The sequence below is a fragment of the Rhodococcus sp. WS1 genome (assembly GCF_003797745.1).
Classification (GTDB): domain Bacteria; phylum Actinomycetota; class Actinomycetes; order Mycobacteriales; family Mycobacteriaceae; genus Rhodococcus_F; species Rhodococcus_F erythropolis.
Window position 1 is genome coordinate 2,195,608 of the sequence record NZ_RKLZ01000001.1, and the last position, 12,124, is coordinate 2,207,731.

A 12,124-nucleotide genomic window follows, 5' to 3' on the forward strand; every position below is an offset into this window, starting at 1 on the left:
TCCTGTGTTCATCCCCACCCCACGTCCCCATCGTGTCGGTGAGATTCTGTCAGGTTCTCGGCAAGGACGGCAGGTGACACCACTCTTTCGCTGGCTGTCCGAAGTCGGCTGTTTCAGGACTTTCCGCAGAAAGTCTCAACTCAAACTTCAGACCCGTCTGCGCTAAACGGGGGTCATGCGTGACAATGGGTTCGTGAACGAAGCCGATCAGCATGCACCGCAGACCCCTGACACGGGGCAGACGGACCACGCCAAGGGGTCCCGTCTCCATCCGAGAGTGACCAGCTTTCGCTCTCGCCGGGGTGCGCTGACCGACGCGCAGCAGCAGGCTTGGGACCGTCAGTGGCCGCTCATCGGCGCCGACGTCTCGGACACACCGCTCGACGCGAACGCCTGGTTCGGACGCGAGGCACCCCTGATCATCGAGATCGGTTCGGGTACCGGCACCGCGACGGCCGCTATGGCCAAGGCGGAACCGCACGTGAACCTGATCGCGATCGAGGTGTACCGCCCGGGGCTCGCGCAGCTTCTCCAGCAGGTCGAGCGTGAAGAGATTCCCAACGTCCGCGTACTACGCGGTGACGCGATGGACGTACTCGAGAACATGGTCGCCCCCGAGTCCCTGACGGGCGTCCGGGTGTTCTTCCCGGACCCGTGGCCCAAGGCCCGCCATCACAAGCGTCGCCTCCTGCAGGGGCCGACGTTCGCGCTGATCGCCAACCGCCTCAAGCCCGGCGGAGTCCTGCACGTGGCAACCGATCACGCCGAGTACGCCGAATGGATCGAAGAAGCCGGCAATGCCGAGCCACTGCTGACCGCACTCGACTGGGAGTCTCCGATGACCCACGAGCGTCCGGTCACCAAGTTCGAGGACAAAGCCCATAAGGTCGGTAGTGCAATCACCGAGCTTATATGGGGGAAGATCAGAGCATGAGCGTCAGCGAACAGCTATCCGACGACGTGACGTCGTCGGAATCTCCTCTCGACTTCGGTCGTGACTCCCGCCACCCCAAGCGGGTGCTTCTGGTCTGGGACGCCCCCAACCTCGACATGGGCCTCGGCGCCATCCTCGGTGGCCGGCCTACCGCCGCCTACCGGCCACGATTCGACGCTTTGGGTCGTTGGCTGCTCTCTCGCACCGCCGAACTGTCCGCACAGAACAGCGGCACGCTCGAGCCTGAAGCGACCGTCTTCACCAACATCGCGTCCGGCAGCGCCGACGTCGTTCGTCCTTGGGTCGAAGCCTTGCGTAACGTGGGTTTCGCGGTGTTCGCCAAGCCGAAGGTCGATGAAGACAGCGATGTCGATTCGGACATGCTCGAGCACATCGCGCTCCGGTACGGCGAGGGCCTCGCCGGAATCATGGTCGCGTCCGCCGACGGCCAAGCGTTCCGCGAACCTCTCGAGGACATCGCAGCAACCGGTATCCCGGTCCAGGTTCTCGGGTTCCGTGAACACGCCAGCTGGGCTGTGTCGTCCGATATCTTGGACTTCGTCGATCTCGAGGACATCCCAGGTGTCTTCCGTGAGCCTCTGCCACGGGTAAGCCTGGACACCCTGCCCGACGAGGGCGCCTGGTTGCAGCCGTTCCGACCGCTTTCTGCCCTGCTCATCGGGCGAAAAAGTGTTGCCGAGTAGGAGTTGATCAGTGTTCGCCAGCTGGGGAAGCATCGTCTATCGAGCCCGCTTCACCGTCATCGCTGTCATGGTGGCGGGGCTCCTCGGGCTCGCTGCGTACGGCCTGAGCCTGCAGGATCATCTCAGCCAGAGCGGCTGGGACGATCCGGGGTCGGAATCGGTAGAGGCTGCAAAACTCGCTGACGGCACGTTCGGACGCAGCACGACGGGTGACGTTCTGGCGCTGTACACGGCGCCGGAGGGCAAGACCGTCGACGACCCCGAGTTCCAAGCGAAGGTCATCGACAATCTGCAGCGGCTCGTCGCCGACAACCCCGACCAGATCATGAAGATCAACGGCTCGTACTTCAAGGTCGACAACGGTCTCTCGGTGGCGGCCCTGGCGGACAAGACCAAGCAACACGCGGTCACCAGCATCGCGATCGCCGGCGACAACGACACCGCGGTGTCCAACAACTTCCGCGACGTCGAGTCGCAGTTCTACATCGACGGCGTCGACGTGCAACTCGCCGGCCTGCAACCTGTCGCGAATTCGCTCAACGACACGATGGCCAACGACATCAAGCGCATGGAAATGCTCGCGATTCCCGCCGTCGGTGTCCTGCTGTTCTTCGTCTTCGGTGGCGTCGTCGCTGCAGCCCTCCCGTTGATCGTCGGCGGTCTGACCGTCATCGGCGCCAACGGCATCATTCGACTGATCACCAACTTCACCGAGGTCAACGCGTTTGTTGCGCCCGTGGTCTCTCTGGTCGGCCTGGGTCTCGCGATCGACTACGGACTGTTCATCGTCAGCCGTTTCCGAGAAGAGATAGCCGAGGGGTACGACACCCCGACCGCAGTACGCCGAACGGTCATGACGGCGGGTAGAACGGTCATGTTCTCGGCGACCATGGTTGCCGTCAGCCTCGGCGGTCTGCTGTTGTTCCCGCAGGGCTTCCTCAAATCGGTGGCCTACGGCGCCATTGCGGCCGTCATGCTTGCCGCGATCTCGTCCATCACGATTCTTCCCGCGATTCTCGGCATTCTCGGCAAACGGATCGACGCGCTGACCTTCAAGAAGCTGCGCCAGACCAAGACCAACGAGGAAATCGAGAACGGTTTCTGGGGCAAGCTCACCCGCTGGGTCATGCAGCATCCGCTCAAGGTCGCGGTCCCGATCGTCGCGGCTCTACTGCTGATGATCATTCCGCTGACGGGCATCAAGTTCGGCGGTATCAACGAGACGTACCTGCCCCCGGACAGCCCCACGCGTGTCGCGCAGGCGCAGTTCGACGAACTCTTCCCGGGCAATCGCACCGAGCCCGTTCGACTCGTCATCGAGGGAGCGGACAACACCACTCTCGGTCAGATTTCCAAGACCGCAAACGCTGCGCCGGGTCTGGTCGAGAAGTTCACCCCGGAGGTTGCGACCAAGGACGGTGTCAACGTCCTCAAAGCCGGTCTGACCGAGCGCAACGAGGCACGTCCCACCATCGACTATCTGCGATCCGCGGATTGGCCCGAGGGCACAACTGTGCTCGTCGGCGGTACTCCGGCCATCGAGCAGGACAGCGTCGATGCGTTGCTCGACCGTCTGCCGCTGATGGTCGTATCCGTCATCCTGCTGACGACGCTGCTGATGTTCTTGACGTTCGGTTCGCTCGTCCTGCCCATCAAGGCTGCGTTGATGAGCGCGCTCGGCCTGGGTTCGACGCTCGGAATCTTGACCTGGATCTTCATCGACGGGCACGGTTCCGGTCTGTTGAACTTCACGCCGGGACCGATCATGTCTCCCGTCCTGGTGTTGATCATCGCGATCGTCTACGGCCTGTCGACCGACTACGAAGTGTTCCTGCTCTCCCGCATGGTCGAAGCGCGAGCGCAGGGCGCAAGTACTACCGAATCCATCCGAATCGGCACGGCACATACCGGCCGGATCATCACCGCTGCCGCACTGATTCTGATCGTGGTCACCGGTGCATTCGGCCTGTCCGATCTGGTGATGATGAAGTACATCTCGTACGGCATGATCTCCGCGCTGATCATCGACGCCACACTGATCCGAATGTTCCTGGTCCCCGCGACCATGAAACTGCTCGGCGACGACTGCTGGTGGGCCCCGGCCTGGATGAAGCGGATCCAGCAGAAGATCGGGCTGGGTGAGCCGATCCTCGACAACGAACTTGTGCTCGCAAACGTCCCGCAGATCGCGCCTGTCGGTGCGATCGCCGGACCGGGTCAGCCGCGCAAGATCGAAGCGGCCTCGCGGGTCATGCCGCCGCCTGCCCCGGCTGCACAGCCGGAAAGCGGACCTCGTGTTCCCGATCCTCTCACCGAGCCCATTCCGCTCAGCGAAATGACGATCAAGGCACCGAACACGGATACACCTGCCGCGGAGAAGCCGGCACCGCGACGTCGTCTCGATATCGGGAGTGCAGCCAGCGCGCCCCAGAACTTGATCGAGGCACCGGTCCCCAATCCTTCGTACCGACCGCAACCGAACACCACCGACAAGCGGAGAAACCCGACGCCCGCTGCGCCGGCCGAGCGTCCCATCGAGAGTTGGTTGTCGGACCTGCGGGCTCGGGAACAGACTCCCCCGGCCTCACGGCCGCTGCCGGTGGTGCGGACGCCTTCGCGTACTAACGGTTCGGCAAGCAGCGGTTCAGGTACCAACGGCTCGAGCCGGAATGGCTCTGCAAACGGTGCTACCAACGGTTCTGCAACAAATGGCGCTGCAACAAACGGCTCGGCCCCGACCTCGGTGGAGGCGACCCCCCAGTCGCCGCCTCCACCGATCGCTCCGGAGCGTCGTCCCACCGAGCCCCGAGTCTCGGATGCCTCTGACGGCGACGACAACGCCACCGGCAGGCACCGACCTGACGACGCAGGCGCCATCAGTGTCAGCGAGCTCATCGCTCGCCAGAAGCGGAGCTGACCTGCTCCTGCTTGGCGAAGGCTCGTGCATAACGAGTCCCGACCAGCAGGAGCAGCAAGCCGACCACCAGGAAGGCAGCGCTGCGCACCAGCCCACTGAGCGTGGCCAGGTCGAAGAGGAACAGCTTGGCCACTGCCGCGCTGGTGAGAGCAAGACCAGCTCCGAGCAAAACGCGAGCATGCTGACGGTTGTTCAGGCCGAGCACCAGCGCTGACGTGGCGGCAAGCATCCAGACGATGGTTGCAACGCTGTGCCCGGCAACAAATCCGGTTGCACTGTCGAAGATTTCGACGCCGGACGAGACGAGCGCACACGTCACCGCGTAGAGGACACCAAACCCTGCGGCCGCCCATAGAACCGCCGCATTCGAATCGGCGATCAACTTCAGTCGGTGAATCGCCCACACCAGCGTCACCAGTGCACCTATCGCCGTCAGGCTCGAGAGTGCCGTGATCGCACCGAGTTGCATGGATGCGGCACGGGCAGTCGTCAACGCTTCCGGCGGAACCGTCGTGAGGTATCCGATCGATCCGATTGCCGCAAAGGCGGTTCCGAGGGCGAAGACGAAGCGCGAACCCGCATACAGCGAGACTCCGAGGAAGATCATGCCGACGGTGAGGACCAGCGGTACGGCCAGAGATTCCGTCGCCCCGGACAAGCAGCACAGCAACAATGCGAGAGCGCCGGTTGCGCCCAGTCCGAATCGTAGTTGCGTCGGCAAAGGCTTGGCCGCCGCTGCAGCGGAAAGTAGTAGTAGCGCTGCAATTCCGTACAGCACTGCGGATTCGGTGCGCCCGAGCACGGCTCCGACGCTCATCAGCGGAAGAGACGAGACAACAAAGGTAGCGGTGGACCACGCCCCTGCAATGCCGTCACGCGAGGGCGAACCCCTCCACTGCACGGCCATCGCGCAGCCGGCCCCCACGATTGCAACCACGCTGGCACTGATCACCAATTGCACTGCACTGTTACCGGATTCGCTGAAGATTGCATTCGACGCTACCGCTACGAGCAGCGCGAGAACCACGGGTACGGTGCGCGCCATACCCAGGTACTTCCAGTCACGACCGAGCTGGGCGGAGAATGTCGCCGACTGGATCGCGAAGAGGAAACCGATGAGGGTCAACGATATTCCCGACGTCAACACGGGAGCCAGCACCGCTGCGCCCAGAACGATCATGAGTGCCAGTGATTCGGAATCCCATTTCACCGCCAAAGCAACCCCGGCCGCGGCAATCCCGAAGGCAATCACCACCGCGAGCGGCGTCGTCACCCAACCGTAGAGAACAGAGGCAGCGACGACGTCGAGGTACATTCCCGCAAAACCGGTGGCAGCCAGAGCAATCGCTCCCACTTTGCCACCTGGTCGTCCGTGGACCCGCACTCCGGCAAACACCAAGGCGCCGGAAAGGAGTGCGCCACCGAGCACCCGCAGCGGCGGTCCGAAGAATCCGGCCTGCGCTGCAAGTACCAGCAGCATCACGACGCCGATCAGTGTGACGGCTACACCGGCGGCGGCCAGGAGTCGACTGATGACACCGTCGCGTTGCCACCAGGGCTGGCGAGGTGCGGCAACCGGATACGTCGGCGGCTGCCAGGTGGGCACGTTCTGCTGAGGACGCATTGGCGGCATCTGTGGCGCCGGAGCTGCGGGTGCCGGAACTACCGGCATGGGCGGGGGAACAGTAGCCGAGGCCAGCTGAGTCTGCAGGATCGACAGGTTCTGACCCATGTGGCGCAACTGCCGGCCGATGCTGTCGCACTCGGCCGAGAGGGCGGTCACCAGTCGCGGATCGACGGCGGAAGAACTCGGTGTGGTCATGGCTACGAGCTTGCTGCGTGGCCGAACCGATCAGATGAGTAGTACTACTCGATCAGCCTGGGGACTTCTCGTATTCAACTGAGGACACCTTCGACTGACAGCACCATCGACCGACAGGGAACTATCGCCGAGGCGCTGCATTCCGCAATCGTTCGGAGAGCAACCGACCCGAAGTGTGAAGCGGAGCGGGATCCTGACGCGCCCGAGCGAGGACAAGCGCGCCCTCGAGTGCGGACAGAGCGAGAATTGCCTCGGACTCTGCGTCTTCGCGGGACCAACCGTCGGATTCGAGGCGCTGAGCCAGCAGCCCCAGCCACGAGTTGTACCCGTCCGCACAAGCACCACGGATGACCTCTGATTCGGTTGCGGCATCCAGTGTTGCCGTAGCCAGGGCGCATCCACGTTCGTAGTCCGAATCCGACAAACGCGCAGCCAGTGCGGCAGCAAATGCCGAGATCGCGGTGGCGGCATCGGGTGAGCTCTCCAGGAGATGCCGGATGAAATCGGCCATTGCCTCACCGCGTCGCCTCAGAGCCTCGCCTGCGAGTTCTTCCTTGCCACCGGGAAAGTGAAAGTACAAGGACCCCTTGGTGGTCGCGCTCGCCGAGAGCACTTCCGACACACCCGTTCCCGCGTACCCCTTCCGCTGCAACAAGTCGGCAGCGGCATCGACCAACAAATCCCTCGTAGACATAAGTTCAACATACCGATCAGTACACATATCGACAACACTTGAAGTGCATAAATAGCCAAAGCCTTGCATCACTAGACCGATTGGTACATGATTCGAGAATCGAAACCGGAGCGCAGCCAACGACGCTCACGACGGCAAAGGACCAAATCGATGTCACCGACTTCCGCAAACCACACCACGACGACCGTCCTCGGACCGGACGTAGATCTCACCGGGACTCTCGCGGCCACCGGCGTCCGGATGATGGTTCGAAGCAAACAAACCGAGGGAGGATTCTCTCTTGTACAACACCGCATCGCTCCGCATTCGATGACCTCACCGGTCCATCGCCACAGCCGCGAAGACGAGTACACGGTGGTTCAAAGTGGCCGCGTCGCAGCGATGGTCGGAGACGAGGTCGTCTACGCGGAGACTGGCGCCATGATCTTCAAACCGCGTGGCCAGTGGCACGCCGTGTGGAATCCCGACGACGCTCCAGCACGGATTCTCGAAATCATCACGCCCGGAGGGATGGAAGACCTGTTCGAACTGATGCCGAAACTACTGGCCGAAGCAGGTTCCGCCGCGGAATCGGTTGCAGCGCGGGTAGAAGCAGATTTCGGGATCGAATTCGATCTCGTTGCCACCGCCGAGATCGCACAGACGCACGGTGTGGGATTCGGCATCGAAAGTCACTGACCGACTGCCAGCACCTACCGATCAAAGGAAGATTCATGCTTGTACTCACCGGAGCAGAAGACCTCAGCGCCAACCTGAACCAAGAGTTGGGCGTCAGCGACTGGCACGATGTCACGCAGGAGTCCATCGACGAGTTCGCCCGGGTCACCGGCGACGATCAGTGGATTCACGTCGATGTGGATCGCGCGAAGGAGTCACCGTTCGGTGGAACGATCGCGCACGGCAACTACACGCTCTCACTCGGCCCCATGTTCTCGTATGCGATGTTCTCGCTCGAGGGTTTTGCGTTTGCTCTCAACTGCGGATTCGACAAGGTCAGGTTGCCTGCTCCGCTTCCGGTTGGCTCTCGCGTTCGCATGCGTGCGACGTTGAGCAAAGTCGAACCGATCAATGGCGGCGTCCAGATCACGGTGACCCAGACATTCGAACGAGAACACGGTGACAAACCCGTGTGCGTCGCCGAGATGTTGACCCGCGCGTATCACTGAAAGGTCAGGAGCCGAACATCTTTCGGATCGTGGTACCGAAGGGATGCTTCGCGGTGACACTGCCGAATCGCACCTTGCCGTGCACCACCAGGTGCAGGGGACCCATCTGCGGGCCGGAACGAACCTTGTTCGACGCGCTTCCCCCGACTGCCTCGACACCGTTCATGTCCACCGTCGCCTCTTCAGGAACGATCAGTGAGATCGAACTGGCGTAGTCGTCGATCGAGATGTTCACGACCTGCGTCTGCATCACAGCGCGCGTGAAATCGATAGTCACACTGGACATTCTGGTATCGACCACGACAGCGGGAGGAACGATCCATGCGCCGTTCCGCGTCACCGTCGCCATTCGTCCACGAATCACGGCAGCATTTGCCGTTCCGTAGTTACCGACAACCGGAGCGCCGACGGGAGCGCGGTAAGGCGGGCTCGGGTGAACCGGCGGCGGTTGGGGTTGGTACGTCGGCGCAGGATACGGCTGGCCTTGGTACATCGGCTGACCTGCATTGGGATACGCGGGTGGGTCGTAGTCGGAGATCAGCGTGATGCCCGGAAGATCGGCGAGAACCGAGTTGAGCTCACCTCGCGTCTTTGCAGCCAAGGCAGTGTCCATGCGCTCGGTGAACTCACCGAGCGAGAGCATCCCTTGACCGACAGCTTTCTGCAGCAGCTCGCCGACGTGCTCTCGTTCGGCATCGGATACGCGTAGATTCCTGGCCTCCATGATTTCCAGGATAAACGTTATTCGAGACCTTGTTCTATTGCGTATCGCGTGAGCTCGACGCGATTGGCCAACTGAAGCTTCCGAAGCGTTGCCTGCACATGGTTTTCGACGGTCCGGTGGCTGAGCGAGAGCCTCGTGGCGATCTGTTTTGCGCTCAGCCCCTTGGCGACAAGACGGAGCACTTCGGTCTCACGGTCGGTGAGCCGAGGCAGCTCGGGTGCGCGATCGTCGGCCGGTGCCGTCGACATCCGGCGGTACTCGCCGAGCACCAATCCGGCGAGGCCGGGTGTGAAGACGGCTTGTCCGTCGAAAGTCGCTCGCACGGCCTCGAGAAGTTCCGCCACCGAAGCACTCTTGACCAGGTAACCCGACGCTCCGGCTTTGACCGCGTCGAGGACGTCGTCACGCTCGGCGGAGGCCGAAAGCACCAGTACCTTGCTCTTCGGCGAAACCTCGAGCACCGCGGTGGTGGCGTCGGCACCGTTTCCGTCCGGCAGGTTCATGTCCATCAGAACCACGGCCGGTTGCACGGCGGCGGCTCGGCGGCGCGCACTCTCGACACCCTCCGCCGTGGCGCTCACGGTGAAGCCCGCGGCTTCGAGGTCCCGGGAGACACCGTCGCGCCACATCGGGTGATCGTCGACGACCATCACCGTCACCGGATTCTCGCCCTTTTCGTCAGCCACGCTCACTCTTCCCCTTCGGAACGTTGATCTCCCATTCGGTGCCCTCCCCCGGCCCCGTTTGCAGGACTGCAGTTCCGCCGAGCACCTGTACTCGACCGAGAATGGACTTCGATACTCCCATGCGGCCTTCGGCCTCGGCCTGCGCCAAGCGACCTTCGGGGATTCCGACGCCGTCGTCGCGGACACTGACGATCACCTCGTCCGGCAGATCTTCGAGCAATACGTACGCCTTCGCCGCAGGACCGGCGTGCAGCCCGACATTGGACAGGGCATTGTCGACGATGGCTGCCAGTTCGATGGCTCGATCGCGCTCGATCGCGACCGGGTGCGCGGGCGTCGACACCGACACCGACGTGCTGGCCTGCGTGGTCAGCAGCGGACACAGATCCACTGTCTGTCCGCCGACATCTGCCGCGGCACCCGAAACCTGCTCGGAAATCAGCATTCTCAACGCGACCTCCTGCTCGCCGGCCAGCGCGGCCAGCTCAGCTGCCTCGCCGCCGAGTGCGGCTCCTCGCCGGCGCACCATCGCCAGCACCTGCAGAACGCCGTCGTGCACTTCGCGTGCCAAACGTTCGCGCTCTTCGGTAGCCGCCGCCAGACGTACGGCTTGTTCGAGTTGCCGATGCGAGCGCCGAGCGGTGGTGGTGGCCAAGCCCAACGCCAGACCAACCGATACGAGAACGGGAGCCGTCGCATCGCGCCAGAGATCCAGGTTGACCTGATCGCGGATGATCGCGCTGGCCGCCGAAATGACAACTCCGGACGCCATACCGAGCCACGGCCCGCCGAGAATTGCCGCGGAGATGACCGCGTTGGTGGCCCACAGCGTGGTGGGGAGCGTCTGGTGATTCTGATACCACTCGTGGTCGGAGACCAGCCTCGTCGACGCCATCAGCAAGATGACGACCACCTGATCGGCGATCACCACCTGGTACCTCGGCAGCTTCTTCCCGAACAACGCACCGGAGGTCCCGAGCAACAGTGCCGACACCCCGGTCCACACGGCCATCAGAGCGACGAAGAACCAGCTGAGCCGGGAGTTGGTGTAGTCGGAGGCCGAAGCGAACTGGTAGCTGATCGCGTACACCAGCGTGACAAGGCGAAATGCCTGCGCCGCCCGCCACAGCGGGGCATCAGGGTCGGTGTCGACGCCCGACGCCTCGCGAACGGTCGGCTGATAGTGCAGCCGACGACGGCGGGTGGGCTCAGTCATCGGGAGGAGTGGGGTTCACGATGCGAGGCTCGGCGCGCGGCTCGTCGGGTTCGGCGGGGAACAGTGGGGTCTCCGGATCTTCGACGTGCAGTTCGGCATACGCGATATCCGGGTCGTCGGCGAGGAGGGAACGAATGGCGGTATTCAGGACCGCGACGATCGGAACAGCCAAGAGCCCGCCGACGATTCCGGCGAGGACGATGCCCGTTGTAATGGCGAGAACGACTGCCAGCGGATGCAGGCGAACAGCGCGACCCAACAACAGCGGTTGCATCACGTGCGCTTCGAGCTGCATGACGCCGATGATGATGCCGAGGACGATCAGTGCCGTCAGGAAACCCTTCGTGACCAGAGCGACAAGCACCGCGAGAAAACCGGTCAGAAATGCACCGACGATCGGGATGAACGCGCCGATGAACACCAACGACGCCAGCGGCAGGGCGAGCGGCACCCCGAGAATCGCCAGGCCGGCACCGATACCGATCGCGTCGGCGGCGGCAACCGCGACCGTGGCCCGCACGTAACCGATCAGCGACCCGAAACCTGCAGAACCGGCGATCCGCACGCGACGACGAGCGTCGGTGGGAACGATCCGGGTGACGAACTGCCAGATCTGGTCGCCGCCGTAGAGGAAGAAGATGAGAGTGAACAGCGTCAGCAATGCCCCGGTGAAGATCTCGCCGATGACCGTCGCTGTGGTCAAGGCGCCGCTGGTCAGGGACTCACGATTGGATTGCACCGACTTGACGACCGAATCACCAGCCTGGCGGATCTGGTCCTCACTGAAATGCAGCGGTCCGCTGGTGAGCCAGTTCTGAATCTGCGTGACACTGGCCGTGAACTGGTCGGTGAGCTGGGGCAACCCGTCGATGAACTGCTCGACGACAAACGTCATGATTCCCGCGACCAGTCCGATCGAGGCAAGCAGAACGACGATCACGGCTGCCGAGCGAGGAACACCCCACACCTGTAGCCGATCGACAACCGGAATCAACAGAGCCGATGCCAGTAGAGCCAGCCCCACCGGGATGAGCACGGTCTCGAGGCGCAGAACCACATATCCGAGAACCAGTAGCCCGGCAAAGATCACGATGAGGCGCCACGACCATTCCGCCGCGATGCGCACGCCCGGGTGCACCGCCCGAGCGTCGGCGGAGATGGGTTTGTTCATCCTCGAAGCTCGCTCCGCACGCCCCCTGTTTGCGTTCACCTCGCGAGCCTAACCGGACCGGCCGACACAGGTGAGCGGACCAATAATCGG

Annotated in this window: 11 protein-coding genes; 5 read left to right on the plus strand and 6 right to left on the minus strand. The window is 63.1% G+C overall.

What is annotated here, in order from left to right; translation table 11 throughout:
• Positions 1-175: 175 nt before the first annotated feature.
• Genes trmB through EEB12_RS10175 form a run of 3 tightly spaced genes read left to right on the plus strand, consistent with a single transcriptional unit; the run spans position 176 to position 4,555 of the window.
• The gene (trmB, locus tag EEB12_RS10165) at positions 176-934 is read left to right on the plus strand and encodes a tRNA (guanosine(46)-N7)-methyltransferase TrmB (protein WP_019747110.1); all 759 of its coding nucleotides are present in this window, start codon (positions 176-178) and stop codon (positions 932-934) included.
• A complete protein-coding gene (locus EEB12_RS10170; protein ID WP_003945733.1) occupies positions 931-1,638 on the plus strand; it encodes an NYN domain-containing protein in 708 nt (235 codons plus the stop codon). The genes trmB and EEB12_RS10170 overlap by 4 nt, the downstream gene beginning before the upstream one ends.
• A 10-nt stretch (positions 1,639-1,648) precedes the next feature.
• Positions 1,649-4,555 carry an MMPL family transporter gene (locus EEB12_RS10175; protein ID WP_141487721.1) on the plus strand — a complete coding sequence of 969 codons (2,907 nt, stop codon included), beginning with the start codon at positions 1,649-1,651 and terminating at the stop codon, positions 4,553-4,555.
• Here EEB12_RS10175 and EEB12_RS10180 read toward each other — a convergent pair.
• On the minus strand, positions 4,530-6,377 hold the full coding sequence (locus EEB12_RS10180) for a DUF2339 domain-containing protein (RefSeq protein ID WP_141487722.1): 1,848 nt from the start codon (positions 6,375-6,377) through the stop codon (positions 4,530-4,532). The two genes, EEB12_RS10175 and EEB12_RS10180, sit on opposite strands and share 26 nt — an antisense overlap.
• A gap of 121 nt (positions 6,378-6,498) precedes the next feature.
• Complete coding sequence (locus EEB12_RS10185; protein ID WP_047889126.1) at positions 6,499-7,071, minus strand: TetR/AcrR family transcriptional regulator; 573 nt, start codon at positions 7,069-7,071, stop codon at positions 6,499-6,501.
• Positions 7,072-7,221: 150 nt separating this feature from the next.
• On the opposite strand from EEB12_RS10185, the gene EEB12_RS10190 reads away from it, so the two are divergent.
• Both EEB12_RS10190 and EEB12_RS10195 read left to right on the plus strand, forming a co-directional pair.
• Complete coding sequence (locus EEB12_RS10190) at positions 7,222-7,749, plus strand: cupin domain-containing protein (protein WP_141487723.1); 528 nt, start codon at positions 7,222-7,224, stop codon at positions 7,747-7,749.
• 35 nt (positions 7,750-7,784) lie between these two features.
• On the plus strand, positions 7,785-8,237 hold the full coding sequence (locus EEB12_RS10195; protein WP_019747104.1) for a MaoC family dehydratase: 453 nt from the start codon (positions 7,785-7,787) through the stop codon (positions 8,235-8,237).
• 4 nt (positions 8,238-8,241) lie between these two features.
• On the opposite strand, the gene EEB12_RS10200 is transcribed toward EEB12_RS10195, so the two are convergent.
• The 4 genes from EEB12_RS10200 to EEB12_RS10215 are packed head-to-tail and all read right to left on the minus strand — an operon-like array spanning position 8,242 to position 12,034.
• The gene (locus EEB12_RS10200) at positions 8,242-8,961 is read right to left on the minus strand and encodes a DUF1707 domain-containing protein (protein WP_029254571.1); all 720 of its coding nucleotides are present in this window, start codon (positions 8,959-8,961) and stop codon (positions 8,242-8,244) included.
• A gap of 17 nt (positions 8,962-8,978) precedes the next feature.
• The gene (locus EEB12_RS10205) at positions 8,979-9,611 is read right to left on the minus strand and encodes a response regulator (protein ID WP_047269712.1); all 633 of its coding nucleotides are present in this window, start codon (positions 9,609-9,611) and stop codon (positions 8,979-8,981) included.
• Between the two features lie 28 nt (positions 9,612-9,639).
• Entirely contained in the window at positions 9,640-10,863 is a 1,224-nt protein-coding gene (gene macS, locus EEB12_RS10210; RefSeq protein WP_141487724.1) for a MacS family sensor histidine kinase, read from the minus strand.
• Positions 10,856-12,034 carry an AI-2E family transporter gene (locus EEB12_RS10215; protein ID WP_019747101.1) on the minus strand — a complete coding sequence of 393 codons (1,179 nt, stop codon included), beginning with the start codon at positions 12,032-12,034 and terminating at the stop codon, positions 10,856-10,858. The genes macS and EEB12_RS10215 overlap by 8 nt, the downstream gene beginning before the upstream one ends.
• Positions 12,035-12,124: the final 90 nt, after the last annotated feature.

Coding starts and splice junctions, on each gene's coding strand:
- trmB (WP_019747110.1), top strand. CDS start 176: ATGCGTGACAATGGGTTCGTGAACGAAGCCGATCAGCATGCACCGCAG.
- EEB12_RS10170 (WP_003945733.1), top strand. CDS start 931: ATGAGCGTCAGCGAACAGCTATCCGACGACGTGACGTCGTCGGAATCT.
- EEB12_RS10180 (WP_141487722.1), bottom strand. CDS start 6,377: ATGACCACACCGAGTTCTTCCGCCGTCGATCCGCGACTGGTGACCGCC.
- EEB12_RS10185 (WP_047889126.1), bottom strand. CDS start 7,071: ATGTCTACGAGGGATTTGTTGGTCGATGCCGCTGCCGACTTGTTGCAG.
- EEB12_RS10190 (WP_141487723.1), top strand. CDS start 7,222: ATGTCACCGACTTCCGCAAACCACACCACGACGACCGTCCTCGGACCG.
- EEB12_RS10195 (WP_019747104.1), top strand. CDS start 7,785: ATGCTTGTACTCACCGGAGCAGAAGACCTCAGCGCCAACCTGAACCAA.
- EEB12_RS10200 (WP_029254571.1), bottom strand. CDS start 8,961: ATGGAGGCCAGGAATCTACGCGTATCCGATGCCGAACGAGAGCACGTC.
- EEB12_RS10205 (WP_047269712.1), bottom strand. CDS start 9,611: ATGGTCGTCGACGATCACCCGATGTGGCGCGACGGTGTCTCCCGGGAC.
- macS (WP_141487724.1), bottom strand. CDS start 10,863: ATGACTGAGCCCACCCGCCGTCGTCGGCTGCACTATCAGCCGACCGTT.
- EEB12_RS10215 (WP_019747101.1), bottom strand. CDS start 12,034: ATGAACAAACCCATCTCCGCCGACGCTCGGGCGGTGCACCCGGGCGTG.